26 protein-coding genes are annotated in these 24,988 nt (G+C 65.4%); 10 read left to right on the top strand and 16 right to left on the bottom strand.

All coding sequences use genetic code 11. From position 1 onward, the window contains the following. The first annotated feature begins 1 nt into the window (after nucleotide 1). Together EI545_RS16265 and EI545_RS16260 are read left to right on the top strand one after the other, a co-directional pair. A complete protein-coding gene (locus EI545_RS16265; RefSeq protein WP_125326432.1) occupies nucleotides 2–364 on the top strand; it encodes a dihydroorotate dehydrogenase in 363 nt (120 codons plus the stop codon). 4 nt (nucleotides 365–368) lie between these two features. Next, the gene (locus tag EI545_RS16260) at nucleotides 369–869 is read left to right on the top strand and encodes a periplasmic heavy metal sensor (RefSeq protein ID WP_125326431.1); all 501 of its coding nucleotides are present in this window, start codon (nucleotides 369–371) and stop codon (nucleotides 867–869) included. A gap of 19 nt (nucleotides 870–888) precedes the next feature. Here the strand turns inward: EI545_RS16260 and EI545_RS16255 are convergent, their stop codons facing one another. Then, nucleotides 889–2,265 (bottom strand): diguanylate cyclase, encoded by a 1,377-nt coding sequence (locus EI545_RS16255; RefSeq protein WP_125326430.1) that lies wholly within the window; start codon nucleotides 2,263–2,265, stop codon nucleotides 889–891. A gap of 134 nt (nucleotides 2,266–2,399) precedes the next feature. On the opposite strand from EI545_RS16255, the gene EI545_RS16250 reads away from it, so the two are divergent. The 3 genes from EI545_RS16250 (at nucleotide 2,400) to EI545_RS16240 (ending at nucleotide 5,066) form a co-directional block, all read left to right on the top strand. Next, nucleotides 2,400–2,678, top strand: a complete 279-nt coding sequence (locus tag EI545_RS16250) for a DUF3572 domain-containing protein (protein WP_125327624.1) — start codon at nucleotides 2,400–2,402, stop codon at nucleotides 2,676–2,678. A gap of 35 nt (nucleotides 2,679–2,713) precedes the next feature. After that, nucleotides 2,714–3,406, top strand: coding sequence for an HAD family hydrolase (locus EI545_RS16245; RefSeq protein ID WP_125327622.1), 693 nt, complete (start codon nucleotides 2,714–2,716; stop codon nucleotides 3,404–3,406). Nucleotides 3,407–3,509: 103 nt separating this feature from the next. Next, nucleotides 3,510–5,066: a trimethylamine methyltransferase family protein gene (locus tag EI545_RS16240; RefSeq protein WP_125326429.1), complete on the top strand. Its 1,557-nt coding sequence runs from the start codon at nucleotides 3,510–3,512 to the stop codon at nucleotides 5,064–5,066. A 135-nt stretch (nucleotides 5,067–5,201) separates the two neighbouring features. Here the strand turns inward: EI545_RS16240 and EI545_RS16235 are convergent, their stop codons facing one another. Genes EI545_RS16235 through EI545_RS16210 form a run of 6 tightly spaced genes read right to left on the bottom strand, consistent with a single transcriptional unit; the run spans nucleotide 5,202 to nucleotide 12,040 of the window. Further along, nucleotides 5,202–5,909 carry a DUF1194 domain-containing protein gene (locus EI545_RS16235; RefSeq protein ID WP_125326428.1) on the bottom strand — a complete coding sequence of 236 codons (708 nt, stop codon included), beginning with the start codon at nucleotides 5,907–5,909 and terminating at the stop codon, nucleotides 5,202–5,204. A 45-nt stretch (nucleotides 5,910–5,954) separates the two neighbouring features. After that, nucleotides 5,955–6,272: an ArsR/SmtB family transcription factor gene (locus EI545_RS16230; protein ID WP_125326427.1), complete on the bottom strand. Its 318-nt coding sequence runs from the start codon at nucleotides 6,270–6,272 to the stop codon at nucleotides 5,955–5,957. A gap of 25 nt (nucleotides 6,273–6,297) precedes the next feature. Continuing rightward, nucleotides 6,298–6,501, bottom strand: a complete 204-nt coding sequence (locus tag EI545_RS16225; protein ID WP_125326426.1) for a YgaP family membrane protein — start codon at nucleotides 6,499–6,501, stop codon at nucleotides 6,298–6,300. A gap of 9 nt (nucleotides 6,502–6,510) precedes the next feature. Then, on the bottom strand, nucleotides 6,511–7,794 hold the full coding sequence (locus tag EI545_RS16220) for an NAD(P)/FAD-dependent oxidoreductase (RefSeq protein ID WP_125326425.1): 1,284 nt from the start codon (nucleotides 7,792–7,794) through the stop codon (nucleotides 6,511–6,513). Nucleotides 7,795–7,824: 30 nt separating this feature from the next. Further along, nucleotides 7,825–11,028, bottom strand: coding sequence for an efflux RND transporter permease subunit (locus EI545_RS16215; protein WP_125326424.1), 3,204 nt, complete (start codon nucleotides 11,026–11,028; stop codon nucleotides 7,825–7,827). Then, the gene (locus tag EI545_RS16210; protein ID WP_425471584.1) at nucleotides 11,021–12,040 is read right to left on the bottom strand and encodes an efflux RND transporter periplasmic adaptor subunit; all 1,020 of its coding nucleotides are present in this window, start codon (nucleotides 12,038–12,040) and stop codon (nucleotides 11,021–11,023) included. Before EI545_RS16210 ends, EI545_RS16215 begins: the two co-directional genes overlap by 8 nt. Before the next feature lie 178 nt (nucleotides 12,041–12,218). Here EI545_RS16210 and nagB point away from each other — a divergent pair, with 178 nt between their 5' ends. Beyond that, the gene (gene nagB, locus EI545_RS16205) at nucleotides 12,219–12,998 is read left to right on the top strand and encodes a glucosamine-6-phosphate deaminase (RefSeq protein WP_125326423.1); all 780 of its coding nucleotides are present in this window, start codon (nucleotides 12,219–12,221) and stop codon (nucleotides 12,996–12,998) included. Between the two features lie 31 nt (nucleotides 12,999–13,029). Here the strand turns inward: nagB and EI545_RS16200 are convergent, their stop codons facing one another. Genes EI545_RS16200 through EI545_RS16185 form a run of 4 tightly spaced genes read right to left on the bottom strand, consistent with a single transcriptional unit; the run spans nucleotide 13,030 to nucleotide 16,440 of the window. Next, complete coding sequence (locus EI545_RS16200; protein WP_125326422.1) at nucleotides 13,030–13,734, bottom strand: GntR family transcriptional regulator; 705 nt, start codon at nucleotides 13,732–13,734, stop codon at nucleotides 13,030–13,032. 2 nt (nucleotides 13,735–13,736) lie between these two features. Further along, nucleotides 13,737–14,597, bottom strand: coding sequence for an ABC transporter permease (locus EI545_RS16195; RefSeq protein ID WP_245990124.1), 861 nt, complete (start codon nucleotides 14,595–14,597; stop codon nucleotides 13,737–13,739). Further along, complete coding sequence (locus tag EI545_RS16190; protein ID WP_125326421.1) at nucleotides 14,594–15,406, bottom strand: ABC transporter ATP-binding protein; 813 nt, start codon at nucleotides 15,404–15,406, stop codon at nucleotides 14,594–14,596. The genes EI545_RS16195 and EI545_RS16190 overlap by 4 nt, the downstream gene beginning before the upstream one ends. A 2-nt stretch (nucleotides 15,407–15,408) precedes the next feature. Continuing rightward, a complete protein-coding gene (locus tag EI545_RS16185) occupies nucleotides 15,409–16,440 on the bottom strand; it encodes an ABC transporter substrate-binding protein (protein WP_125326420.1) in 1,032 nt (343 codons plus the stop codon). Nucleotides 16,441–16,655: 215 nt separating this feature from the next. Between EI545_RS16185 and EI545_RS16180 the strand changes: the two genes are divergently transcribed. From EI545_RS16180 to EI545_RS16165, 4 genes are all read left to right on the top strand, one after another. Then, nucleotides 16,656–17,354: a fumarylacetoacetate hydrolase family protein gene (locus EI545_RS16180; protein ID WP_125326419.1), complete on the top strand. Its 699-nt coding sequence runs from the start codon at nucleotides 16,656–16,658 to the stop codon at nucleotides 17,352–17,354. Nucleotides 17,355–17,419: 65 nt separating this feature from the next. Next, on the top strand, nucleotides 17,420–17,965 hold the full coding sequence (locus EI545_RS16175) for an RraA family protein (protein WP_245990122.1): 546 nt from the start codon (nucleotides 17,420–17,422) through the stop codon (nucleotides 17,963–17,965). Continuing rightward, a complete protein-coding gene (locus EI545_RS16170; RefSeq protein ID WP_125326417.1) occupies nucleotides 17,962–18,828 on the top strand; it encodes an NAD(P)-dependent oxidoreductase in 867 nt (288 codons plus the stop codon). The genes EI545_RS16175 and EI545_RS16170 overlap by 4 nt, the downstream gene beginning before the upstream one ends. Then, nucleotides 18,825–19,658, top strand: coding sequence for a sulfite exporter TauE/SafE family protein (locus tag EI545_RS16165; RefSeq protein WP_245990121.1), 834 nt, complete (start codon nucleotides 18,825–18,827; stop codon nucleotides 19,656–19,658). Before EI545_RS16170 ends, EI545_RS16165 begins: the two co-directional genes overlap by 4 nt. A gap of 18 nt (nucleotides 19,659–19,676) precedes the next feature. Here the strand turns inward: EI545_RS16165 and EI545_RS16160 are convergent, their stop codons facing one another. The 5 genes from EI545_RS16160 to EI545_RS16140 are packed head-to-tail and all read right to left on the bottom strand — an operon-like array spanning nucleotide 19,677 to nucleotide 24,986. Beyond that, nucleotides 19,677–21,281 (bottom strand): amidohydrolase, encoded by a 1,605-nt coding sequence (locus EI545_RS16160; protein WP_164517325.1) that lies wholly within the window; start codon nucleotides 21,279–21,281, stop codon nucleotides 19,677–19,679. After that, the gene (locus tag EI545_RS21405) at nucleotides 21,274–22,134 is read right to left on the bottom strand and encodes a dimethylsulfonioproprionate lyase family protein (protein ID WP_164517324.1); all 861 of its coding nucleotides are present in this window, start codon (nucleotides 22,132–22,134) and stop codon (nucleotides 21,274–21,276) included. Before EI545_RS21405 ends, EI545_RS16160 begins: the two co-directional genes overlap by 8 nt. Beyond that, the gene (locus EI545_RS16150; RefSeq protein WP_125326415.1) at nucleotides 22,127–22,966 is read right to left on the bottom strand and encodes an ABC transporter permease subunit; all 840 of its coding nucleotides are present in this window, start codon (nucleotides 22,964–22,966) and stop codon (nucleotides 22,127–22,129) included. Before EI545_RS16150 ends, EI545_RS21405 begins: the two co-directional genes overlap by 8 nt. Next, nucleotides 22,963–23,877: an ABC transporter permease gene (locus EI545_RS16145; RefSeq protein WP_216842465.1), complete on the bottom strand. Its 915-nt coding sequence runs from the start codon at nucleotides 23,875–23,877 to the stop codon at nucleotides 22,963–22,965. The genes EI545_RS16150 and EI545_RS16145 overlap by 4 nt, the downstream gene beginning before the upstream one ends. A gap of 2 nt (nucleotides 23,878–23,879) precedes the next feature. Further along, nucleotides 23,880–24,986 (bottom strand): ABC transporter ATP-binding protein, encoded by a 1,107-nt coding sequence (locus EI545_RS16140; RefSeq protein ID WP_125326413.1) that lies wholly within the window; start codon nucleotides 24,984–24,986, stop codon nucleotides 23,880–23,882. Nucleotides 24,987–24,988: the final 2 nt, after the last annotated feature.

The raw sequence follows: 24,988 nt of genomic DNA, 5'->3' as shown, positions 1-24,988 counted from the left end.
GATGCAGGACAAGGATCTGGAAGCGCTTCTTGCGCAGGCGGCCAAGCAGCCGCCGCAGCCATCGGCAGGGTTGATGGACCGGGTGCTGGCGGATGCGCTTGCCCTGCAGCCCGCTGGGTTGACCGTTGGGCATCCCCCTGCCCGTGCACCGCAGCCCTTGGGGGTGCTGGCCCGGCTGGCGGCCCTGTTCGGCGGCGCGCCGGTTCTGGCGGGGGTCTGTTCGGCCGCCGTCGCCGGGGTGGCGCTGGGATATCTGAACCCGGAGTCCATGGATATGCTGACAGGTGGTCTGGCGGGCGACGTGACGGGGGCGGAAACGATCGACCTGTTCCCCTCGACCGATTTTCTGGCGACGGAGGGTTGATGTGATGACTGATCCCGTTGTGCCGCCTGCACCGCCTTCGGCGCCATCTTCACCCCCCTCATCCGGCCGGGGGATCAAGATTGCGCTGGCGGTGTCTGTCGCACTGAACCTTGCCATAGCCGGTGCGATTGCCGGAGCCTGGATGAAGGACGGTCCCGCCCGTGGCGCGCCCCGCGACCTGACCTTTGGTCCGTTCAGCGAGGCGTTCAGCCCCGAAGACCGCCGCGCCCTGCGCAAGTCGCTGATGGACCGCGCCCCGGGCTTCCGCGCCTCACGCGAGGCGGCGCGGGCCGAATTCACCAGCCTGCTGGGCGCGTTGCGGGCCGATCCCTTTGACCCCGCAGCAGTCCAGTCCGCCCTTGCAGCGATCGAGGCGCGCAATGCCGGACGGCTGGAACTGGGCCGCAGTCTGATCGAGGCGCGGATCACCCAGATGTCCGAGAGTGACCGGCTGGCCTTTGCCGACCGGCTGGAAAAGGGCTTGGGCCGCCGAGCAAAGGACTGAGATGGCGGGGCGCGGCGGGTCAGGCCGCGCTCAGCCGGAAAGTCACCTGATTGCGCCCGGCCCCCTTTGAATCCAGCAGGGCAAGGTCGGCCTGTTCGACCACGGCTTCAACCGACACCTCGCCCCCTGACACGGCCACGCCGATCGACACCGTGACTGTCAGCCCCTGACCCGAGGGCAGGCGGATCGGCCGTTCTTCCACCGCGTGACACAGCCGTTCGGCCACATGGCGGGCGTCGGTCAGGCTGCTGTCGGGCAGGACGATCAGAAACTCCTCCCCGCCGATCCGGGCCAGAAGGTCGCTGTCGCGCAGGTTTGCGGTCAGCCGCCGCGCCACCTCGACCAGAACCAGATCCCCGGCGGCATGGCCGTGTTGGTCGTTCACCCGCTTGAAGCGGTCCAGGTCCACCACCATCACGGCAAAGACCCCCCCGGTTTCAGTCGCGCGGGCGGCGATGGTGGACAGATGCGGGGCGATATAGCGGCGGTTGTAAAGCCCGGTCAGCGGATCGACGAGCGCCAGTCGCAGACTGTCCTGCATCCGCGCGCGCTGCCGGTCGCCATTGCGCTTGCGCCGGACCAGACTGCGCAGCCGCAGGGCAAGTTCCGCCGCCGGAACCGCATGGGCCACCACGTCATCGGCCCCAAGGTCAAAGGCCATCGCCGCGGCATCCGGCGTGCGGGCGCGCAAAAGCAGGCAGACGGCGGCATGGCGGGTGGCCTGATGGCTTTTCAGCTCCGACAGCAGGCGCAGGGCGCATTCGGGGCCATTCTCGTCTTCGGCCAGAAGGAACACATCGGCCCCGGCAACCCGGCCCGGACTGGCCGCTTCGGCCAAGGCCTGAGTGCGGGTCAGCGTGACCAGCCGGTCCCGCATCAGGCCGGACAGCGCGGCTTGCAGGTCTTTCGTGGCATCCGGCACCGACGCGACAAGGGCCAGCGTGCCGGGCGGCTCAAAGTGGATTGGTGCCTCGGCGAAGCCCGCGCCCTGCAGCACGGCTTCGGCCGAAAACTCGGCATTTGACCGCATCAGGTTGCGCACCCGGGCCAGCAGCACCCGGTCGGCCGCGGGCTTGACGATCACGTCATCCGCCCCGGCGGCAAAGGCGGCCAATCGCGCAGCCGCATCCTGCGAGGCGGTCAGCACGATCACCGGAATGTCGCGGCTGCGCGGGTCAGACCGCAGGCTGCGCAGGACGTCATGCCCCGACATGTCGGGCAAGTGCAGGTCCAGCAGGATCAGGTCGGGGCGCGGTCCAACGCCGGATTGAGCTATCTGCAGACAGGTTGCCCCGTCGTTGGCCAGCACGGGTTCATAAAAGGCAGCCGCCAGACGCGCCCGATAGACGATCCGATTGGTCGCCACGTCATCTACAATGAGGATTCGACCGGTCATCTTCCGCTTTCGTCAGCCCTGCCTCAGGATCCTGAACAGTGTGTTACCGACTTAGTTAAGAAATCCTTTCCGATTTCGTGCCAATCGTCATATTGCCGGGTGAACCGACGGCAGAAGCGGAGGATGGCGACGAAATGCAGCAAGACTCCGCTCAGATCCTTGCCCTGCAGGCACTGGCCTGGCTGGTGGCGGATGATGAACTGCTTCCGGCCTTTCTGAACGCGACTGGCGCGGGCCTTGATGACCTGCGCGCGCGCGCCGGGGATGTTGACTTTCAGGGGGCGATTCTCGACTTCCTGATGATGGACGATGCCTGGGTCGTGGCTTTCTGCGACCAGCATGCCCTGCCCTACACCGCGCCGCAGACGGCCCGGGCCGCCCTGCCGGGCGGCGCGCCTGTCCACTGGACCTGACCCTGCCCCAAGGATTGCCCCCCATGATTGCCCAGATGATTGACGGCCTCATCTTCGACAAGGACGGAACCCTGTTCGATTTCCGCATCAGCTGGGGCCAATGGGCGGCAGGCTTCATCGCCTCGGTCGCGACGGGGCCGGAGCATGCCGCGCGGCTGGGCCGGTCGATCGGGTTTGACCCCCAAACGCAGGCCTTTGCCCCCGACAGCCCGGTGATCGCCGCGACGGCCGCGGATATTGCGGCGGCGCTGGCCCCGCATCTGCCGGGCCGAACCGTGGCGGATCTGACCGCGATGATTGACGAAACCGCCGGGTCCGCCCCGATGTCCGAGGCGGTGCCGCTCTTGCCGCTTCTGACGGCGCTGCGGGCGCAGGGGTTGAAGCTGGGCCTGGCCACCAACGACAGCGAGGTGCCAGCGCGCCAGCATCTGGCGGCGCATGGGATCACCGACTGCTTCGATTTCATCGCAGGCTATGATTCCGGGCACGGTGCCAAACCAGGGCCCGGCATGTGTCTGGCCTTCGCCGGGGGGCTGGGCCTTGATCCGGCTCGGGTGGCAATGGTGGGCGACAGCCGCCATGATCTTGAGGCCGGGCGCGCCGCCGGGATGCGGACTGTGGCCGTGCTGACCGGTGTGGCGGGACAGGCCGACCTTGCCCCCCATGCCGACGTTGTCCTGCCTGATATCGGGGCCATTCCCGACTGGCTGTCCAGCCTTCGCAGCTGACTATCCGGCCCGTAGGACGAAAACGACGCTTTTGCGTCGCTGATACGGTGTTCATTCCGCTTCAGCTTCCGTCATCTTCGCCACAGCACAGCGGAGGGTGATCATGACCGAAGAACCAACCCGGAGAAAGCGCGCCGGCGGGCGGGCGGGGATGCAGGTTCGGGCCGGCACGGCAGTGATCGACCAGATGCCCTGGCGGATCCCGGTGAACCCTGACCGCCCGACCGAACCCCTGGATGCCGACGGCGTGCAGCGCGTCCACAAGACCGCGATGCGCATCCTGCGCGATATCGGGATCGAATTCCTGAACCCCGAGGCGGTGACGATCCTGAAACAGGCCGGTTGCATCGTGACCGGCACCAACGTCCGCATGGACGAGGATTTCGTGATGGAGATGGTCGCCCGCGCGCCCTCGACCTTCACCATCACCCCTCGCAACCCCGACCGTGAGATCATCATGGGCGGCAACCACATGGTGTTCGTCAACGTCTCGTCGCCCCCAAACTCGTGGGACATGGAGCGGGGCAAGCGCTCCGGTGACTTCGAGACGTTCAAGGAATTCATGAAGCTGACGCAGTATTTCAACTGCATCCATGTGGCAGGCGGCTATCCGGTAGAGCCGGTGGACATCCATGCATCGGTCCGGCATTTGGACTGCCTTTATGAAAAGCTGACGCTGACCGACAAGGTCGTGCACGCCTATTCGCTGGGTGCCGAGCGGGTTGAGGATGTGATGGAGATGGTCCGCATCGCAGGCGGCCTTTCGGAAGCAGAGTTTCAAGCCAAGCCGCGGATGTATACCAACATCAACTCGGTTTCCCCGCTGAAGCATGACTTCCCGATGCTGGACGGGGCAATGCGTATGGCGCGGCGCGGGCAGCCGGTGGTGGTGACGCCCTTCACGCTGGCGGGGGCAATGGCGCCGGTCACCATGTCGGGCGCGGTTGCCCTGTCGATTGCCGAGGCTTTGGCAGCGGTGGCGCTGCTGCAATACATCAACCCGGGCTGCCCGGTGGCGATCGGGACGTTCACCTCGAACGTCGACATGAAGTCGGGCGCACCCGCCTTTGGCACGCCGGAGTATATGCGGGCCACGCAGATGACCGGGCAACTGGTGCGGTTCTATGGCGTGCCGATGCGGGCGTCGGGGGTCTGTGCGGCCAACGTGCCGGACGGACAGGCGATGTGGGAGACCAGCAACAGCCTGTGGTCGGCGGTGCAGTCGGGGACCAACATGGTCTATCACGCGGCGGGGTGGCTGGAAGGTGGCCTGATCGCCAGCCCCGAGAAGTTCGTGATGGACTGCGAAGTGCTGCAGATGATCCAGCGCTATTTCGAGGAGGCGACCTTTGCCACCACGGAAGACGACCTTGCCTTTGACGCGATCAAGGAGGTTGGGCCGGGCGGGCATTACTTTGGGGTGCAGCACACGCAGGACCGCTATCAGCACGCCTTTTATGCGCCGATCTGTTCGGACTGGCGGAACTATGAGGCTTGGGCCATCGACGGGGCGATGTGGACGCAGGAGCGGGCGCACCGGATCTACAAGCAGATCCTGGCCGAGTTCGAGGCGCCTGCCATGAACGGCGACCATCAGGAAGAGCTGCGGCAGTTCGTGGCGAAGCGGAAGCAGGAAGGCGGGGCGCCGACGGATTTCTGACCTGTCCCGGGCAGGGACAGGCCGGGGCCCTTGAAATCATTGGTTAATTTCAGTGTTTTAAGGATTTGTAAGGAATTGACCGATTGCCGGGCGGTGTGGGGATCGTCGCCAAGTGCCGCGAAAGCACCGCGAGCCTTACTTGTCAGCCCCGGTCAGTTGGACTGCCAGCCCCTCGTCACCCGTCGGCAGGTCACCCGCGATTTCGAGGATGAGCTTGCGGCGCACAGCCTCGACAAAGCCTTCGCGACCGTAGGCTGGCAGCACGAAAGCGCCGGGCCCGCCGATGATCTGGGACTGGTACAGTTCCGCCAGCGGATCGCCTTCGCCGTCATCAAGGATCGGCAGGCCGTTGATCGTGATGCCTGCGGCAAGGACCGAGGCGCGCGCGTCGGCGATGCTGGCGCCGCGGAAATTGCCAAGGCTGTCGCTGGAAAAGTCGATCACGCGGCGCAGGCCGGTGATCTGGTTGTCCTCGATCAGGCGCTGGCCTTCCAGAAGCGCGTCGCCGATGGCATTGCGGCCGGTGGCAAGGCGCGGCGGTTCCAAGAGTGCCTGCGCGAAGGTGGCGGCGGTGGCTTCGCCGTCGATCACTGTCCAATCCACCACGACCACCTGATTGGCGGCCCATTCGACGTAAGTGACGGCGATGGTGCCGGTCAGGTTGCTGCGGATCGCCGCAAGAACGGCGGGGTCGGTGATTGCGGCGGCATAGCCCTGACGTTGAAAGTCAACCTCGCCCTGCGTGATTGACCCGGAGGCATCGGCCAGCAGCACAAGTTCAAGGTCCACCTCCTGCGCGTGGAGGGGAAGGGCCAGACCACAAAGGAGGATCGCCAACCGCATGGCAAAGGACGTAGCGGGGTGGCGGGCTGGGGCAAGGGCTGGCGTTCAATCCGGGTGGCGGCAGAAGGTGTCGCGCAGGACGGTGACCACGGGGGCCACCTCGGCGCGGGCAAGCTGGTAGAACACCTGCTTGCCGCTGCGCCGGGTTTGCACGATGCCTTCGGCCCGCAGCCGCATCAGCTGCTGCGAGACGTTGGCCTGCGTGGACCCCAGCGCATCGGCCAGTTGGGTCACGTTCATGTCCTGATCCAGAAGCAGGCACAGCATCTGCAACCGCCCTTCATGCGACAGCGATTTCAGAAGCGAGACCGCGCGGGCGGCCTGTTCCTGCGTGCCGCCGAACCCTTCCAGTGGCTGATCCATGGCAGACCCCCTACCTTAAGCGCCCCTATTCGAAGGCGCAGCCTTTCTTGACGCCCATCGCCTTGAATGCAAGGGCGGCAGGACAGAACCCCGTGAACGAGGACTGAATCAGGTTCGCGCCGATGAAGACGGTGAACCAGACAAACAACGGGGAAACATAGGCCGTCAGCAAGACGCTGAAAAGTACCATGATCCCGGCGAACAGCATGACAGAACGATCAAGTGACATGGCGGATCCTTATCCTTTGGTGGTTGCTTTGAGTTTTTCGATGCCGAGGGTCTTCATCGCCAGTCGTTCATAGAACGGCTCGGACTGGCCCTTGCGCAGCTTGCGGATGAAGTATTTTTCAAACCCCGCCTTGGCGAGGTGGACCCATTTGCCCGACGACGACCAGTTGACGTTGCGCGGCGGGATCTGGGGTTGGGCGACAAAGGCGATGCCCCCGTCGCCGAAATCGGCCAGGCAGACGGCGTTCCAGGTGCCGATGCTGTCGGGGGCCTTGCCGCGCACAAGGTTGCCGATGTTGTGGGCCGTGGCAGTGACCATGCTTTCAATCATGAAGCCGGTTTTCGGCACGCCGCAGGGCACCGGGGTTGGCCCCATCGGCGGGATGGCGACGCAGACGCCGACGGCGAAGATGTTGGGGAAGGTCGGGTTCTGCTGGTGCTTGTCGACGATGGTGAAGCCGCGCGGGTTCGACAGGCCTTCGATCCCCGCCACGGGTTTGATGCCGCGGAAGGCGGGCAGCATCATGGAAAAGGCGAAGGGCAGGTCTTTTTCAGCCTTCACGGTGCCGTCTTCGTTGATCTCTTCCACGAACATGTGGCCGTCTTCGACCTTCTTCACCCGGGTCGAGGTCATCCACTTGATGTGCTTGTCGCGCATCTGGGATTCCAGAAGGCCCTTGGTGTCACCCACCCCGTCAAGGCCAAGGTGTCCGATGTAGGGCTCAGGCGTGACAAAGGTCATCGGCACGCGGTCACGCACCTTGGCGCGGCGCAGCGCGGTTTCCAGGATGAACAGGAATTCATAGGCCGGGCCGAAGCAGCTGGCGCCTTGCGCGGCACCGATGACGACCGGGCCGGGGTTGGCGACCAGCTTGTCAAAGACGGCCTTCGTCGCCTCGGCATGGTCGATGTGGCAGATGGATTGGGTGTGGCCTTCGGGGCCAAGGCCGGGGATTTCGTCGAAGGCAAGTTCTGGCCCGGTGGCGATGACGAGGTAGTCGTAGGAAACGGATTCGCCATTCACGAGGGCAATCCGGTTTTCGGCCGGATGCAGGCGTTCGGCGGCGACGGGGATGAAGTTGATGCCCTTCTTCGCCATGGTGGGGGCCAAGTCGACAGTAATGTCTTCCCGGTCGCGCCAGCCGACGGCGATCCAGGGGTTGGAGGGGACGAAGTGGTAGGTCGGCTCTTTCGTGACCACAGTGATGCGGTCTTCGGGGCGGACCTGATCTTTCAGTTCGTAAGCCATGATGGCGCCGCCCAGTCCGGCGCCGAGTACCACGATATGTGCCATGTCAGTCTCCTCTTCTGATGGCAGTGCCGGTCATGTGCGCAACACGCGGTAGATGGCCGGGATGACGAGAACGGTGAGCAGGGTCGAGCTGAGCAGCCCGAACAAGAGCGAAATGGCGAGGCCCTGGAAGATCGGGTCGGCCAGGATGACCACGGCGCCGATCAAGGCGGCGATGGCGGTCAGGAGGATCGGCTTGAAGCGGATCGCCCCGGCCTCGATCAGAAGGTCGACGGTGATCTTGCCGGTCGAGCCCTGGCGGATGAAGTCGACCAGCAGGATGGAGTTGCGGACGATGATCCCGGCAAGGGCGATGAAGCCGATCATCGAGGTGGCCGAGAACGGGGCGGCGTAAAGCCAGTGGCCGAAGATGATGCCAAGGAAGGTCAGCGGGATCGGCGTCAGGATGACCAGCGGCAGCTTGAACGACCCGAATTGCGCGACGACAAGGATGTAGATGCCGACCAGCGCGATGCCGAAGGCGGCCCCCATGTCGCGGAAGGTGACGAAGGTCACCTCCCATTCGCCGTCCCAAAGGAGGGTGGTGGCGGTCTCATCCATCGGCTGGCCGTTGAAGGCGATGACGGGCTTTTCGCCCTCGGCCCAGTCCATCTTGTCCAGTTCGGCGGCGACGGCGAGCATGCCGTAAAGCGGGGCCTCGAACGTGCCGGCGAGTTCGGCGGTGACCATTTCGGCGGCGCGGCCGTTGTGGCGGAAGATCGGGAAGCTGGCGGGTTCCTCGGTGATCTGCACCACGTCGCCGAGTTCGACGACGCCACGCGCGCCGGGAAGGGCGTTGGCGGGGATCGGGGTGGTCAGGAAGCGTTCGTCCAGCACGCGGTCAGACTTGTCGCGGGCGACGATCAGGGGGATCGGCTGGCGGCCATCCTCACGGTGGGAATAGCCGACGGTCTGGCCGCCGTTGAGAAGGGCGAGGGTGTCGAACACGTCCTGTTCCTGCACGCGGAACAGGTCGAGATCGTCGGAGGAGATGGTGGCGCGCAGGCGGCGGGGTTGGGTGCCGAAGCTGTCATCGACATCGACGACGAAGGGGACGGCTTCAAACGCCTGACGGATCTTCGTGGCGGCGACGCGGCGGGTTTCGGCGTCGGGGCCGTAAACCTCGGCCAACAGGGTCGCAAGAACGGGGGGGCCGGGCGGGGGTTCGACGACCTTTAGGCTGGTGCCTGCGGGCACCGGCAAGGCGTCAAGGCGGGTGCGCAGGTCAAGGGCGATGTCGTGGCTGGCGCGGTCGCGGTCGGCCTTGGGGGTCAGGTTGATCGCCACCTCGGCCAGTTGGGGTTCGGAGCGCAGGTAGGAATGGCGGACAAGGCCGTTGAAGTTGAAGGGCGCGGGCGTGGCGACATAGGTCTGGACGCTGGTCACCTCTGCCAGTTGCAGGACGATGGCGGCAACGTCGCGGGCCACACGGTCGGTCGCTTCCACCGCGCTGCCTTCGGGCAGGTCGATGACAACCGAAAGCTCGGACTTGTTGTCGAAGGGCAGGAGTTTGACGGTCACGTCCCGGGTGTAAAGCGTGGCAAGCGACCCGAAGGAGAGGGCGGCTGTGACCAGAAGGAAGGTCAGGCTGCGGGCCTTGGTCGCAAGGATCGGGCGGGCGACGCGGGCGTAATTCCGGGCCAGCCAGCCGCCATGGTGATGCGCCGCTGCATCGGTCATTTCGTCATGCGCCGAGGTGTGTTCGCCCCGGCCCGCGATGCGGACCATCAGCCATGGGGTGATGATGACGGCGACGAAGAAGGAAAAGATCATCGCGGCTGAGGCATTGGCCGGGATTGGCGACATGTAGGGGCCCATCAGGCCTGACACCGCCAGCATCGGCAGCAGGGCCGCTACCACAGTCAGGGTGGCGACGATGGTGGGGTTGCCAACCTCGGCCACAGCCTCGATCGCGGCCTGGATGCGGGACTTGCGGCGGTCCATGCCCCAGTGGCGGTCGATGTTTTCAATCACCACGATGGCGTCGTCGACAAGGATCCCGATGGAGAAGATCAGCGCGAACAGTGACACGCGGTTCAGGGTGTAGCCCATGATCCAGGCGGCGAAGAGCGTCAGCAGGATGGTGACCGGGATGACGATGGCCACGACCATCGACTCACGCCAACCGATGGCGAGGAAGACCAGAAAGATGATCGACACGGTGGCAAGGCCAAGGTGGAACAGCAGTTCGTTGGCCTTTTCATTGGCGGTTTCGCCGTAGTCGCGGGTGATGGTGATGGTCACGGCGTCGGGGATCAGGGTGCCGTGCAAAGCCTCAACCCGGTGGAGCACTTCTTCGGCCACGACCACGGCATTGGCCCCGGCGCGCTTGGCGATGGCGAGGGTGACGGCCGGGCCACCTTGCGGCTGGCCGTCGGCGCCAAGGGTCAGGTGCGAGACGATGTGTTCGGACGTATCCTCGACATAGCGGACCGTGGCCACGTCGGCGACATAGACCGGGCGGCCATCCCGGGTGGTCAGCAGAAGCTGGCCCACTTCAGCCGGGGCCGTCAGGGTTTGCCCGGCGACAAGGTCGATCATCTGGCCCTGATCGCGCAGCTTGCCGGTGTTGAGCGTGCGGTTGGCCTGCGCCACCTTGCCCGCCAATTGCTGCAGCGTGACACCGTAAAGTGCAAGGCGGTCGGGATCAGGCTCGATCCTGATCGCGTCTTGCGCGTCGCCGACGATGTAGGTCAGGCCGACGTCATCGGTCTTTGCCACTTCGGTCTGCAGCAGGCGGGCCGTGCGGGTCAGGTCATTGGCGGACAGGCCGTCGCCCGACAGGGTCAGCGTCAGGATCGCCACGTCGTCGATGCCGCGCCCGACGATCAGGGGTTCGGGGATGCCGACGGGGATGCGGTCAAGGTTGGCGCGGACCTTGTCATGCACGCGCAGGATCGCATCCTCGGCCGAGGTGCCAACGACAAAGCGCGCGGTGACCATCGCCGCATCGTCGCGGGTCTGGGAATAGACATGCTCGACATCGTTGATGCCCTTGACCAGAACCTCCAGCGGTTCGGTGACCAGCTTGACGGCGTCTTCGGCCTTCAGGCCCTGGGCCTGAATGTGGATGTCGACCATGGGGACGGAAATCTGCGGCTCTTCTTCCCGGGGAAGCGAGACGAGCGCGACAAGGCCACCGGCCAGTGCTGCAAGGATGAACAGCGGCGTCAGGGCCGAGTTGATGAAGGCCTGCGTCAGGCGGCCAGCGATGCCGAGGGCTGATTTGTCAGTCATGGCTTGCCCCGCTGGTGACAGGCGGTTCGGTCAGCACGGTATCGCCGGGGGCAAGGCCGCTGAGCACCTCGACCATCGGGGTGCCGTTCAGGGTCAGCCGTTCGCCGGGAACGATGGTGCGCAGGGCCGGGCCTGTGGGCTGCTCCACGGCAATGAAATCTAGGCCCGCCCGGGTGACGATGGCGGTTTCGGGAACCAGCAGGGCCGGGCGGGTGCCGACAGGCAGGCGCACCAGCAGGCGCGCGCCGAAGAAGCGGTCGGGCAGGCCGGTGATTTCGACATCGGCGGTGACACGGCCAGATTCGATCAGCGGATAGATGCGCGACAGGGTCCCGGTCAGTTCGACCGCGCCCTCGGACGCGATCTGGATCGGGTCGCCTTCGACAAGGCTGGTGGCGTGGCGTTCGGGGACCGAAATGCGCAGGAACGTGCCGCCACCGCCGATCACGGCCACGGGTTCGCCCGGCTGGACCACCGCGCCACGGGCGACGGGGACGTCAAGGACGCGACCCGCGACCGGGGCAAGGACGCGGCCTTCCGCGATCTGCTGGTCGATGACCTGCGCCTGTGCATCAAGCGACCCGATCTGGCCCGTCAGCACATCGACATTGGTGCGCAGCGCATCAACCCGCTGGGCGGTGGTGGTGCCGGAGGCGAGGAGACCTTCGCCGCGGGCCAGATCGGCCTGGGCGTTGGCAAGCTGGGCGGCGAGCGCGGCTCGCTGGGCGGCAAGGGCGCTGCGTTGCAGGGCAAGTTTGTCGTCGGTGACAAGGGCCAGTTCCTGACCTTCGGCAACAAGGTCGCCTTCGGCCACGGTCAGCGTGACAAGGATGCCGCCAAGCCGCGCGCGGGCTGGCACGCGGTCACGCGCCTCGACCGTGCCGTAGACGGCTTTCCAGTCGGTGATGTCGGTCAAGGCTAGGGTCAGCGGATCGGCTCGCAGCGGTGCCGGGGCGATGAGGGCCGGGGCAACAAGGGTTGCGGCCAGAACAAGTGTGCGGATCAGCGCCATGTGAGTCGGCCTTCGGTTTCTTGATCACTACACCTTTAAATCTTTTGAGATGTAAATGCAATAGTCAGTGCACCGCCCGAGGGCAGCCCCCCTGCCCTTTCGTAGCGAGGTGGTGGAGTATCGGGGCGCAACGCGTTATGCCTGCCGGCGATCTGTGGGGAACTGACGGGGTGCGACTGTGAAGGTTCTGATCTTGCCCGACGCCGGGTCTGCAGCCTTGCGCTGTGCGGGGATTCTGGCGGACTGCCTTGGCCGGAATCCGGCGGCGGTTCTTGGCCTTGCCACGGGGGAGACGATGCGGCCGGTCTATGCCGGGCTGGTCGACCTGCATGGCGCGGGTCGGGCGGATTTCGCGCGGGCCACGACCTTCAACCTTGACGAATATGTCGGCGTTGGCCCGGACCATCCCGCCAGCTTTGCCACCTTCATGCGCGAGGCGTTGTTCGATCACGTCAACCTCGACCCTGCCCGCGCCCACCTGCCGCGTGGCGATGCGGCAGACCCCGAGGCCGAGGCTGCGCGCTATGAAGCGGCCATTGTGGGGGCTGGGGGGATCGGTCTGCAACTGCTCGGCATCGGACGAAACGGGCATATCGCGTTCAACGAACCGACCTCGTCACTTGGGTCGCGGACCCGGGTGAAGACCTTGACCGAGGCCACCCGCAAGGCCAACGCCCCGGCCTTTGCGCCCGGCCCCGTGCCGCGCCATGCGATCACCATGGGCATCGCCACCATCCTGCAAGCGCGCGCCTGTCTGCTGCTGGCAACCGGCGCGGCGAAGGCGGCAGCGGTGGCGCGCATGGTCGAGGGGCCGCTGGGCGCGGATTGCCCGGCCACCGCGCTGCAGCTGCATCCCGAAGCGACCGTGGTTCTGGACGAAGCGGCGGCACAGGACCTGCACTTGCGCGACTATTACGAGACGGTCCATCCCGGGGGGGCCGAGGTGCAGTTGCGGTGATGCCTGTGGCCCACCGCGTCCTTGGCGCGGCCTACGGGCTTCCCGCGTCGATGACGCCCCGCAGACCTTCCAGCGTTGTGGTGTAGTGATCTTCCAGCAACCGACAGGCGCGGTCCGCGTCACGGTCCACGACGGCGGCAAGCAGCGCCTCATGTTCGGCTGCGGCCCCTTGGCGCCGCAACAGGCTTGGGTGGACGTTCATCGACAGGCTGCGATAGCGCCCGGCCTGATCCATCATGGTGGAACAGAACCCCAGAAGCCAGCTTGAGCCGCAGCGATCCAGCAGGAGCAGGTGAAACTCCTTGTGGCGCAGTTCCCATTCCTCGGACTCTTCGCGCCCCGCTTCGGACGGCAGTCGGCGATGGGTGCGGGCGAGACGGTGATAGGCCAGAACCAGCTGTTCTTCCCATACCTCATCATGGTTGAGGATGGATTCCCGCAAGGCCAGCGTTTCCAGCCAGATCCGGGTTTTCACCAGCTCTTCCAACGCGGTCATCGAGATTGCTGCAACGAAAAAGCCGCGCTGGCTTTTGCGTTCGACCAACCCTTCCGACGACAGACGGTTCAACGCTTCGCGCACGGGGGCGACGCCGATGCTGTAGCGGTCCGAGATCGCCTCGATCTGCAGCTTGTCGCCGGGGAACAGCGTGCCGTTCAGGATGTCGCGGCGAATAAGGTCATAGGCCTGTTCGGACAGATTGCGCGGATCGCTTAACGTCTTGTCGGAAGCATTCATCGTTAACCCACTCCGCCCGGCCGATCTGACTTGTTCCAGAACACTAGACGTTTTTGCAACCAAGCGACGGCAAAGAAAAGGGCCAGTCCCAGCAGACTGAGATAGAGAATAAGCGCGAACACGCGCGGGGTGTCCAGAGTGCTGGCCGATTGGCGGATCAGGGCACCGAAACCTTGACCCCCGCCCAGAAATTCGCCAGTGATGGCCCCCGCCATGACCCCCACGGCGGCGATCTTCAGGCCGGTGAAGATATGCGGCAGGCCGGTGGGCAGTTTCAGCCGGACAAGGGTCTGCAACCGGCTGGCCCCGATGGACTTGAACAGCATCCGTTCGTTTTCCGAGGCCGAGTACAGCCCCGCGGCGGTTGAGACGATGATCGGGAATGTCGCGATGAACGCCGCCAGCGCCACCTTTGACGCGATGTCGAACCCAAGCCAGGCGATGAACAGGGGCGCGAAGGCCACTTTGGGCATCGTGTCGATGGCGACAAGATAGGGCATCACGGCGCGTTCGCCGAACTTGGTTTCGCCCACCAGCACCCCCAGCGCAAAGCCGATGAAAGTGGCGATGAGGAAGGCCCAGAACACCGTGCGGGTGGTGGTCCACAGCGCCTCAAGCATGTAGTCGCCGGTCAGCAGGTTGTGGCCGACAAAGATCAGGTCGCGCAGTGTCTCCATCGGGCTGGGCAGGATGATGGGCGACACACACCCCATGCGGGTGGTTGCCAGATCCCAGATCGCGATGACCAGCACCGCCAGCGCCAGCATCGCGGCCCAGCGTGGGATGCGGTCGATCAGCGCCTCGTGTTCAACCCAGACCGTATCGACGCTGTGATCGTTCACCGGGTCAGGCTTTGCGGTCACTGGAAGGCCTCCTTGCCCAGAAGGTCGCGGATATGGGCGACGATTTCACCGAAGTGTGTGGTGTTGATCATTTCCAGCGTGCGGGGGCGCGGCAGGTCTATCTTGATCTCTTCGACGATGCGGCCGGGGCGGGGCTTCATCACCAGAATGCGGTCTGACAGGATCACCGCTTCGGCCAGCGAGTGGGTCACGAGGAACGCAGTGGACTGACGTTCAAAGCAGATGCGCTGCAGCTCCATGTTCATGAAATCACGGGTCAGTTCGTCCAACGCGCTGAAGGGTTCATCCAGCAGCAGCACTGCGGGGTCCGAGATCAGCATCCGGCAGATCGACGCGCGCTGCGCCATGCCTCCCGACAGCTCACCCGGGTAGACATTGGCAAAGTCGCCCAGACCGACCAGCTGCAAAAGCTCCATCGCGCGGGGCACGGCGGCCTTGGCGGCGGCGCGGCCCTGCCGCATCGAGATTGGCAGGACGATGTTTTCGACCGTGGTCTTCCACGGCAGAAGCGTGGCCTGCTGGAACATCATGCCGATGTCGTCCCTTGGGCCGGTCACCGGTTTGCCTTCCAGCACGACACGGCCCGTGGTGGGCGGCAAGAGCCCCGACATGATCTTCAGCAATGTCGATTTCCCGCAGCCGGACGATCCGACGACCGACACGAATTCACCCTTGTGCAGGGTCAGGTTCACATCGGTCAGCGCGGTCAGCCTGTTGCGGGCGTAGGTTTTCGACAGTCTGGCGATCTCGTACACCGGCCGCGGTTGGGCGGGCGGGACGACGGTCAGGGTTCGGGGCTCTGCCATCATTGTCAGGCGTTCCAGCCGGCCACGAACTCGTTCGAGTAGACGGCAGACAGGTCCGGCAGCGGTGCCTCCAGCGCGCCCGAGGCGACGGCGCTGTCGTGAATCGCTTGCCAGTGTTCCGGCGGCTGGTAGCCGTAGCCTTGGCCGATGAACGCCTCCGTCGGGGTCATCCGGTTGACGACACCGTCATAAAGCGAAGGCGCGTAGTCCTGTTCGCCTTCCTGCGGGTTGCCTGCGGCGCAATGGGCCAGCGCCTTGTCCTTGTTCGCCGGATCGCTGGCAAAGCGGGTGCCCCGCACCAGTGCGCGGCCGAACTTCGGTGCAAGATCGGGCGTTGCGGCCATCTGGCTTTCCAGCATGGCGATGCCGTTGCCGAAGAAGCCAAGGTAGGCCTCGGGCGTGATCTCGCGCAGGGTCAGCCCACGGGAGGCAAGGATCGCCGCGTCCGACACGGCCCCGGCGTAGGACCCCACCTCATCGCGCATGAAGCCCACGGCGGCGGTGCCACCGTCGCCCACGGGCAGGAAAGTGTAGTCGGTGCCTTCCACCATGCCCAGATCGGTCATGATCGCCTTGGTGAAGGATACCTCGGCCCCGTCTGCGGTGCCGACGCCGATCACCGTGCCCTTCAGGTCGGCGGGCGTCTGGTAGGGGCTTTCGTCCTTGACGAGGATGCCGAACACCGACTTCGGATAGAGGTTGTAGAGGAACTTGACGTCAAGCCCCCGCGCCTTGGCGCCAAGGGTCGGACCCGGTCCGGGGGCGCCGATCTGCGCCTGGCCTGCCGACATCGCCTGAAGCACGGCGGACGATCCGTCGATCGCCTCAAGCCGCAGATCAAGGCCTTCCTCGGCGAAGTAGCCCTCGCCCACCGCCACCCAGTAGGGCAGCCAGGTCAGCGCCGAAGGGTTGGGGACGGCAAAGGTCACCGCCGTCTGCGCGCGCAGGATCGCTGGCGCACCAAGGGCAAAACTTGCCGCCCCGCCCGCGGCAATCAGGCCAAAGCTCCGGCGGGTCAGTCTGGTCGTGTTGGTCATTCTGATCTTCCTCCCTGTGTCCGCGGCCACCCCACGCCTTTTCCCGGCGCGTGGCTGGTCCTGATCTCACGCTATACGATTCGTTTCATAAATCAAAAAAATATATGAAATAGCCCAAAGAGACATTTCATATCTTGATCTGCCGCCAGAACCGGGAAATCCTGTGGCCCAGATCAACAGCCCGGGCACCCGCCCGGCCCAACAGGAGACATCGCATGGCGGCCTTTGCCCTGACCCCACCGGCGCAAGCCCATCTGGACATCACCGGCATGGAGGACAAGTTCCCGGTCCGCCGCATCTACTGCATCGGCAAGAACTACGTGGCCCATATCATCGAGATGAACGCGGATGAGCGTGACCCGCCGGTGATCTTCATGAAGCCGACTGATGCCATCGTGAAGAACGGGGGCGAGATCCCCTATCCGATCTTCACCACCAACTTTCACTATGAGTGCGAACTGGTGGTCGCGCTGAAATCCGGCGGCTACAACATTCCGGTGTCCGAAGCCTCCAGCCATATCTACGGCTATGCCATCGGGCTGGACATGACCCGGCGCGATCATCAGGCCGAGGCTTTGGCCAAGGGTCTGCCGTGGGAGGTGACCAAGAGTTTCGACCATTCCGCGCCGGTTGGCCCGATCACCCCGGTCAGCACCTGTGGCATCCTGACCTCGGGCCATGTCCGGCTGAAGGTCAACGGCGTGGTCAAGCAGGATGCGGATATCTCACTGATGATCTGGAAGGTGGATGAGATCATCTCGAAACTGTCCGAACAGCACCGGCTGATGCCGGGTGACATCATCATGACCGGCACGCCTGCGGGTGTGGGCGCGGTCGTGACGGGCGATGTGCTGGATTGCAGCATGGACGGCGTGGAGCCGATGCAGGTCCGCATCGGCGGCAAGGCAGCGTGAGCGCGGCTGACCTGTTGCCCCTTGGCACGGCCACGCTGGGCGAAGCGTGGCCGGGTGCATGCATCTTGACCGCGCCACCCCGGCCGATTGCGCCGGGCATGGCGCTGGCGGGCCCTGCGCTGACGGTGCGCTGCCAGCCGGGCGACAATCTGGCGCTGCACCGGGCCATCGCCATGGCCAAGGGCGGCGAGGTGCTGGTCGTGGACTATGGCGGCAGTGTGGACAGCGGCCCGTTTGGCGAGATCATGGCGCTGGCCTGCCAGTTGCGCGGGATCGTGGGGATGGTGATCGACGGTTCAGTCCGGGATTCCGAACAGATCGCCGCGCTGAGGTTCCCGGTCTTTGCCAAGGGCCTGAACATTCGCGGCACAACCAAACGGGACCGGGGCCAGATCGGCGTTCCGGTCACGATTGGCGGCGTTCGGGTCAGCCCGGGCGATATTGTGCTTGCGGATGCCGATGCCATCGTGACCCTTGCGCCGGACGACTTGGCCGCCGCCCTAGCCGCCAGCAAAGCCCGCGCGACGCGCGAGGCCGTGACGATGGAGCGCCTGCGGCAGGGCGAAACCACTCTTGCTATTCTTGGCCTGACAGACGGAGACGCGCCATGACATCCAGCATAGGCATCGCAGGCACGGGCCGGATGGGGACGGCCTTTGCGCTGCGGCTGATCGAAATGGGCGCAAGTGCCAGGGTCTGGAATCGTAGCCCGGCCGGACTGGCCAAGGCCGTGGCGGCTGGGGCGACGGCGGTCGATCTTGGCGGCCTTGCCGGGTGCGATGTCATCCTTCTGTCGCTGACCAATGCCGAAGCGTCGACCGCTGTGGTGCAGGGGCTTGTTGCTGCGGGCATCGCCGGTCGGCTGGTCATCGACATGTCGACCCTGCTTCCGGCCGAGGCTGACGCGCTGGCCGGTCTTGTCACGGGAGCGGGCGCGGATTTCGTGCATTGCCCGGTGGGCGGCACGGTGGCCCCGGCCCTGAAGGGCCAGCTTCTGGGGATGGCCGGGGGGACTGTCGCCGCATTTGAACGGGCGAGACCCGTGCTGGGCCAGCTCTGCCGCCGGGTGGAGCATCTGGGCACCGCCGGGGCCGCGGCACGGATGAAACTGGCCGTGAACCTGCCGCTGGCGGTCTACTGGCAGACGCTGGGCGAAAGCCTTGCCCTGCTCCGCGACGCTGGTGTGCCGCATGAGCTGGCGATCAGCCTGATTGCCGACAGCTCGGCCGGGCCCACGGTGTTGAAGAACCGCGCGCAAGTGGTGGTGGACACGCTGGGCGGGACCGACCAGCCGGGCACGTTCGACATCGCCGGGCTGTTGAAGGACCTGACCCTTGCGCTGCAGCTTGCCGAGGCGGAGGGGGCCGCCCTGCCCCTGGCCGAAGCCGCCGCCCCCCGGTATCGCGCCGCTGTCGAGGCTGGGCTGGGTGGCTTTGACGGGGCCAGCCTGACCCGTCTGGCGGCAAAGGGATGATGGACCTTCTGGACCCGGCAACGCTGATCCCGCTTGTCGCTGTGCTGGCCCTTGCCGGGGCGCTGATCGGCTTTCTGGCCGGTATCTTCGGCATTGGTGGCGGTGCCATATCCGTGCCGGTGTTCTACGAAGTCTTCCAGACCCTTGGCCATGCGCCCGATCTGGCGATGCCGATGGCGGTCGGCACATCGCTGGCGGTGATCATCCCGACGTCGATCCAGTCATCCCTCGGGCATTTCAAGCGCGGGACGGTGGATATGGCCCTGCTGCGGGCTTGGGCCGTGCCGGTTCTGCTGGGGGTTCTGCTAGGGTCGGCCATCGCGCGTTTTGCGCAGCCGGAGGTGTTCCAGATCGTTTTCGTTGGCGTGGCGGCGATCAACGCCGCGAAGCTGCTGTCGGGCGGATCTGGGTGGCGGCTGCGGGACAGTCTGCCGTCACGCTTTGTCCTGTCGCTATACGGGGCGGGCGTGGGGTTGGTGTCGGCGCTGATGGGGATCGGCGGCGGGGCGGTGTCGAACCTGATCCTGACCTTGCACAATGTGCCGATCCATCGGGCGGTCTCTACCTCTGCTGGCGTGGGCGTGTTGATCGCCATTCCGGGCACGCTTGGTTACATGGCGGCGGGCTGGGGCCGCGCCGACCTGCCGCCGGACGCCATCGGCTTTGTGTCGCTGGCCACCTTCGCGCTGACCATTCCGACATCGCTTTTGACCACGCGCTTTGGCGTCGCACTGGCGCACCGGCTGTCGCGCAAGCATCTTGAGCGGGCCTTCGGGCTGTTCCTGCTGGCCGTCTGCCTTCGGTTCCTGTGGGAAGTCGTCGCCCCCTAGGCGCGGGGCTGGGCGACCCTACAAGCCGGGCGCGCGCCACACTTCGCGCCCCTTGAACAGGGTCAGAAGGACGCGGGTTTCGGAAATCTGTGACGCCGGGATGGCGAACACGTCGCGGTCCAAAAGGATGAGGTCGGCGGAAAAGCCGGGCCGCAGCATCCCGGTGAAATGGTCGCGCCAGCAGGCCCGGGCCGCGTTGACGGTATAGCCCTTCACACATTCCGCGATGGTCAGGGACTCCTGCGGCTGGAACGGCTCTTTCGGGCTATCGCATTGCCGGGCCTGCCGGGTGATGGCGGTCTCGATGATCTCGAAAGGGTTGAGGGTGGAGACGGCCCAGTCCGAGGACAGGCACCAGTCGGCACCAGCGTCCAGCATCCGGCGGAAGGCATAGACATCGGGCCAGCGGTCCTGCCCGATCATGTAAAGCGCGATGTCCGGGACCGTGGGGTCAAACCGCGCCCAGAGCGGCTGGATATTGGCGGTGGCAAGGCCCTGCAGCCGGGCAAGATCGGCGCTGTCCACCAGTTGCAGATGGGCCAGTTGGTGCTGGGCGGGCCAAGGGCCATTCGCAGCGCGCGCGGCGGCCAGCCCGTCAACGGCGCGGCGGGCGGCGGCGTCGCCGATCACATGGGTGTGGATGGCGAAACGGGCCGCATCAAGCGCGGTGTAGAGGGCACGGGTCTGATCGTCGGTGAACATGCAGGGGGCATTGCCACCCGGGGCGTCGGCATAAGCATGCAGGTTGGCCGCCGTGCGGTTTTCGTAGACGCCGTCCATGAAGAACTTGGCCGACTGCACATGGAAATCCGGTCCCGGATGGGCGGTACGCAGGGCGGTCAGGCGGGCAACCGCTGTGGCGGGCGTATCCGCTTCGGTCACCAGTGCTGCGCCTGCGACGCGCAGCGACAGGCGGTTATCGGCGGCGGCACGGGCGTAGATCCGCGCTTCCTGGTCGGTCACCCGAGGGTCAAGCACCCCGGTGATCCCGTGCGCGTTGGCATGGGCCTGACCGGCAAGCAGACCCTCCATCCAATGCGCGTCGGTCAGGCCGGGCAGCCGCGCCGTGACGACGGGGATCACCTCTTCATGCAGCATGCCGGTGGCGCGGCCCCGTGCATCGCGGACAATGTGGCCGTTCGGCGGGTCCGGCATGTCCCGCACAGCCGCGAGGTCGAGCGCCCGGCTGTTCAGGCAGGCATTGTGGAAGGACGAGTCATAGATGACCATCGGCCGATCCGTCTGAACCCGGTCCAGCACCGCTGCCGTCAGGGTGTCATCCCCGAACACCCCCGGTTGCCAGCCCGATCCAAGGACAATCGGCAAATCCGGCTTGGCCCGGGCATGGGCGCCAAGGGTGGCCAGCAGGCCCGCTTCATCGGTGACGTCGTAAAGATAGGCCGCCGTTGCAAGGTCAAGGCCGCCGGACAAAAGGTGGATATGGGCATCCTGAAACCCCGGCAGCACCAGCCGGCCGCCCGCATCAATCCTGTCCACCACGGCGGGCGGGTCGCCCCGGCCAAGCGCGGCGATCTGGCCATCCCGGATCACAAGCCAGTCTGCGACGGGGGCGGTCGGGTCCATCGTCCGGATGCGGGCATTGTGGATCAGGGTGTCAGGCAAGACTTTCATCCTCCAGCCGTTGCCAATCGTCGGCGTCAAGCACCAGCGCCGGGTCGTTCACATCACGGGTCCAGACGAAGAGGGCGAGAAACGGCACATCGCCCACCTTGGTCAGATGCGGCTGGTGGGGCGGGTTCCAGACCGGATGATGCGCAGGCCGGATCGTCAGGGGCCGCCCCACGCCGAACCGCCAGCCATGCGGCCCGGTGAGGGGGGCGTAAAGTTCGGGCGCAAGGTGGTGGTGGTCACGGTAAAGGACACCCGGGGCGATCAGGAACAGCCCCATGTCGAAATCCGTGGCAGCAAAGGGGGCGCCGGTTTCCCCGACCAGCGACGCGAAGGCATGGCCATTGGCAAAGGCCTTGCCGATTCTTTCAACCGGATAGGCGTCGTAGGTGACCCATTCCAGCCGATCCGCCGCCGCCCTGATCGCGGCGGCAAGGCCGGGGCGGTCCGTCTCCACAGCAGACAAGGCCGGTGCAAGCCACTGGTCGACCATCGCATTCCTGCGTCCGGCGACCGGGCGTTCCGGGCCGGGATCAAGGCGAAGCCCGGCCCGCACCTCAGCCGCGCCGGGATGGTCGAGGGTCATGAGATAGGCGCGCGCGGCGTCGTATAGCTGGCGGACTGCGCTGGCGGGTGCAGACAGGGGTGGCAGCGGCAGCCCATGGTCGCGCAGGACGGCCAGCGGATCGCGGCCATCATGCGCTGCGGCCACGCGGTACACCTCAAGCACTTCGGCACTGATCAGGCCAGCGCGCCACAGGGCCATCGCCGCGCCATAGCGCACCCGGCCTGACCCCGCCTGCCCCAAGGGCGCCTGCAACAGCCCGATCGTCTTGGAGTCATGCATTTGACTGATACGCCATCCGCTCTTCGACCAGACGCTTGCGTTCGGCCCGGTTCAGGATGATCCCGGCCAGAACCACGCCGATCCCCACTGTCAGCACCATGAGCGTGGCCAGGGCATTGATGTCGGGCGTGACCCCCAGCTTGACCTTCGACCAGATCAGCAAGGGCAAGGTCGTGGACCCCGGCCCCGTGGTGAAGGAGGTGATGACCACATCGTCGAGCGAGATGGTGAAGGCCAGCAGCCAGCCCGAAACGATGGCGGGCGAGATCACGGGAAGGGTGATGTCGAACATCACCTGCCACGGTCGGCTTCCCAGATCCATCGCGGCCTCTTCGATCGTGCGGTCGGTCTGCAGCATCCTCGCCTGAACGATGGTGGTCACGAAGACCATGGAAAAGGTGATATGCGCCAGCGTGATGGTGGTAAAGCCGCGCTGCCCGGGCCAGCCGATCCAGTCCGCCATCATGATGAAGAAGATCAGGCTGGAAATGCCGGTGATCACCTCGGGCATGATCAGCGGGGCGGTGACCAGCCCGGAAAACGCCATGCGCCCCCGGAACTTCGTGAACCGGGCAAGGGTGATCCCGGCCATGGTGCCAAGGATTGTCGCGATCGAGGCCGAGACGAAGGCGATCTTCAGCGACAGCACCAGCGCGTCGATCACTTGGGCGTTGGAGAACAGCGAGACATACCACTTGGTCGAAAAGCCGCCCCAGACCGTCGCCAGCCGCGAGGCGTTGAAGCTGTAGACGATCATCGACAGGATCGGGATGTAGAAGAACGCGAACCCGAAGCAGAGGATGGTGATCAGAAAGACGGGGCGGCGCTTCATTTGCTGCCCTCGGCCTTGGCCTGATAGTGGCTGTAAAGCATGGTCGGCACGACCATCAGCACCAGCAGCGTCACGGCAACGGCCGAGGCCATCGGCCAATCCCGCGCGGAGGAGAATTCGTCGGAAATCAGCCGCCCGATCATCGGGCTTGAGGCATCGCCAACCAGCGTCGGGATCACCAGTTCGCCCGCGGCGGGGATGAACACCAGCATCCCGCCCGCGATGATCCCGGGAATGGACTGCGGCAGCGTGATGTCGCGAAACACCTGCCAAGGGCGCGACCCAAGGTCCATCGCCGCTTCGTCAAGGGCCGGGTCCAGACGTTCAAGGCTGGCGTAAAGCGGCAGGATCATGAACGGCAGATAGGTGTAGACCATCACCAGAACGACGGCGAAATTCGTGTTCATCATCGGCACGGACCTGACCGCCCAATCCAAGGGAACAAGGAAATTCCAGCCGTCGGTCAACAGGCCGTTGAACCACGAGTTGCGGCCCATCATGCCCATCCAGGCATAGACCCGCAGCAGGAACGACGTCCAGAACGGCAGGATCACCAGCATCAGCAGGACATTGCGCCAGCCCTTGGACACCCGCGTCAGGCACAGCGCCATGGGATAGCCGATCAGCAGACACAGAACCATCGCGACAAAGGCGTTGGTGATCGAGGTGAGGAAGGCCCGCAGATAAAGCCCGTCCGACAGCACCCGGCTATAGGCCTCAAGGTTCACGACCGGATACTCCCCGCCGAACGAAAACGGGGGGGCGGTCGGGGATTTGGTGGCCACGCTCATCGCCACGACGATCAGGAACGGCAGCAGGAAGAACGCCACCAGCCACAGATAGGGCGCGCCGATCAGAAGCGCCGACCAGCCCTTGCGATCAAACCAGCGACTGAACCGACCTGCGCTCATGGTCAGTTCACCAGCACGATGGCGGCATTGGGGTCGAAGGACAGCCAGACTTCGTCATCCCAGTCGGCAACCCGCGCGCCTTCATCCCCGCGCCGTGCGTTCACCGCATGCGCCTGAACCAGCCCGCCGCCTGCCAGCGCAATGCGGTAAAGGCTGTCCTTGCCAAAATAGGCAAGGTCCTTGACGTGCCCCGCCACCACATTCGGGCCCTCGGGCCGTTCCCTTGTGATCAGCAGCTTTTCAGGCCGCAGCGCCAGCGACACGGTCTGGCCGCTGTTCACGCCGGCGACATCGCGCGCCAGAATCTCGGTCGACAGTTCGGGAACGGACAGGCGCAGATAGGGTGCCTCCCGCGCCACGACCCGCGCCTCGAAGGCGTTGACCGACCCGATGAAGCCGGCGACAAATTTGCTGGCGGGGAATTCGTAGATCTCGGTCGGGCTGCCGATCTGCTTGACCTCGCCCTTGTCCATCACCGCGATCCGGTCAGAAAGCGTCATCGCTTCTTCCTGGTCATGGGTCACGACGATGAAGGTCACCCCGGTGCGCTGTTGGATCGACATCAGCTCGAACTGGGTGTGTTCGCGCAGCTTCTTGTCCAGCGCGGCCAGCGGTTCATCCAGAAGCAGCAGCTTGGGCTGCCGGGCCAGCGCCCGGGCCAGTGCCACGCGCTGCCGCTGGCCGCCGGAAATCTGATGCGGCTTGCGCTTGGCGAAAGGGGTCAGCTGCACCAGATCCAGCATCTCGGCCACGCGGGCGGCGCGACCGGCCTTGTCCAGCGCCTGTTCGTGCTTCAGGCCATAGGCCACGTTCGCCTCGACCGTCATATGCGGAAAGATCGCGTAGGACTGGAACATCATGTGGACGGGCCGTTCCCAAGGCGGCACCCCCGCCATGTCACGACCTTCAAGGAAAATGCGGCCCGAGGTCGGTTCTTCGAACCCCGCCAGCATCCGCAGCAGGGTGGTCTTGCCACACCCCGACCCCCCAAGCAGCGAGAAGATTTCACCCTTGCCAACCGCAAGGCTGACGTCTTTCACCGCCTGGAAAGTGCCAAAGGTCTTGGAAACCCCTTCGATCCTGAGAAAGGGTTCCTCTGCAGCGGCCATGT

The organism is Tabrizicola piscis, assembly GCF_003940805.1.
Taxonomy (GTDB): Bacteria; Pseudomonadota; Alphaproteobacteria; order Rhodobacterales; family Rhodobacteraceae; genus Tabrizicola; species Tabrizicola piscis.
This window is presented reverse-complemented; position numbering and strand designations above follow the sequence as displayed.

Coding starts and splice junctions, on each gene's coding strand:
- EI545_RS16265 (WP_125326432.1), top strand. CDS start 2: ATGCAGGACAAGGATCTGGAAGCGCTTCTTGCGCAGGCGGCCAAGCAG.
- EI545_RS16260 (WP_125326431.1), top strand. CDS start 369: ATGACTGATCCCGTTGTGCCGCCTGCACCGCCTTCGGCGCCATCTTCA.
- EI545_RS16255 (WP_125326430.1), bottom strand. CDS start 2,265: ATGACCGGTCGAATCCTCATTGTAGATGACGTGGCGACCAATCGGATC.
- EI545_RS16250 (WP_125327624.1), top strand. CDS start 2,400: ATGCAGCAAGACTCCGCTCAGATCCTTGCCCTGCAGGCACTGGCCTGG.
- EI545_RS16245 (WP_125327622.1), top strand. CDS start 2,714: ATGATTGACGGCCTCATCTTCGACAAGGACGGAACCCTGTTCGATTTC.
- EI545_RS16240 (WP_125326429.1), top strand. CDS start 3,510: ATGACCGAAGAACCAACCCGGAGAAAGCGCGCCGGCGGGCGGGCGGGG.
- EI545_RS16235 (WP_125326428.1), bottom strand. CDS start 5,909: ATGCGGTTGGCGATCCTCCTTTGTGGTCTGGCCCTTCCCCTCCACGCG.
- EI545_RS16230 (WP_125326427.1), bottom strand. CDS start 6,272: ATGGATCAGCCACTGGAAGGGTTCGGCGGCACGCAGGAACAGGCCGCC.
- EI545_RS16225 (WP_125326426.1), bottom strand. CDS start 6,501: ATGTCACTTGATCGTTCTGTCATGCTGTTCGCCGGGATCATGGTACTT.
- EI545_RS16220 (WP_125326425.1), bottom strand. CDS start 7,794: ATGGCACATATCGTGGTACTCGGCGCCGGACTGGGCGGCGCCATCATG.
- EI545_RS16215 (WP_125326424.1), bottom strand. CDS start 11,028: ATGACTGACAAATCAGCCCTCGGCATCGCTGGCCGCCTGACGCAGGCC.
- EI545_RS16210 (WP_425471584.1), bottom strand. CDS start 12,040: ATGGCGCTGATCCGCACACTTGTTCTGGCCGCAACCCTTGTTGCCCCG.
- EI545_RS16200 (WP_125326422.1), bottom strand. CDS start 13,734: ATGAATGCTTCCGACAAGACGTTAAGCGATCCGCGCAATCTGTCCGAA.
- EI545_RS16190 (WP_125326421.1), bottom strand. CDS start 15,406: ATGATGGCAGAGCCCCGAACCCTGACCGTCGTCCCGCCCGCCCAACCG.
- EI545_RS16185 (WP_125326420.1), bottom strand. CDS start 16,440: ATGACCAACACGACCAGACTGACCCGCCGGAGCTTTGGCCTGATTGCC.
- EI545_RS16180 (WP_125326419.1), top strand. CDS start 16,656: ATGGCGGCCTTTGCCCTGACCCCACCGGCGCAAGCCCATCTGGACATC.
- EI545_RS16170 (WP_125326417.1), top strand. CDS start 17,962: ATGACATCCAGCATAGGCATCGCAGGCACGGGCCGGATGGGGACGGCC.
- EI545_RS16165 (WP_245990121.1), top strand. CDS start 18,825: ATGATGGACCTTCTGGACCCGGCAACGCTGATCCCGCTTGTCGCTGTG.
- EI545_RS21405 (WP_164517324.1), bottom strand. CDS start 22,134: ATGCATGACTCCAAGACGATCGGGCTGTTGCAGGCGCCCTTGGGGCAG.
- EI545_RS16150 (WP_125326415.1), bottom strand. CDS start 22,966: ATGAAGCGCCGCCCCGTCTTTCTGATCACCATCCTCTGCTTCGGGTTC.
- EI545_RS16145 (WP_216842465.1), bottom strand. CDS start 23,877: ATGAGCGCAGGTCGGTTCAGTCGCTGGTTTGATCGCAAGGGCTGGTCG.
- EI545_RS16140 (WP_125326413.1), bottom strand. CDS start 24,986: ATGGCCGCTGCAGAGGAACCCTTTCTCAGGATCGAAGGGGTTTCCAAG.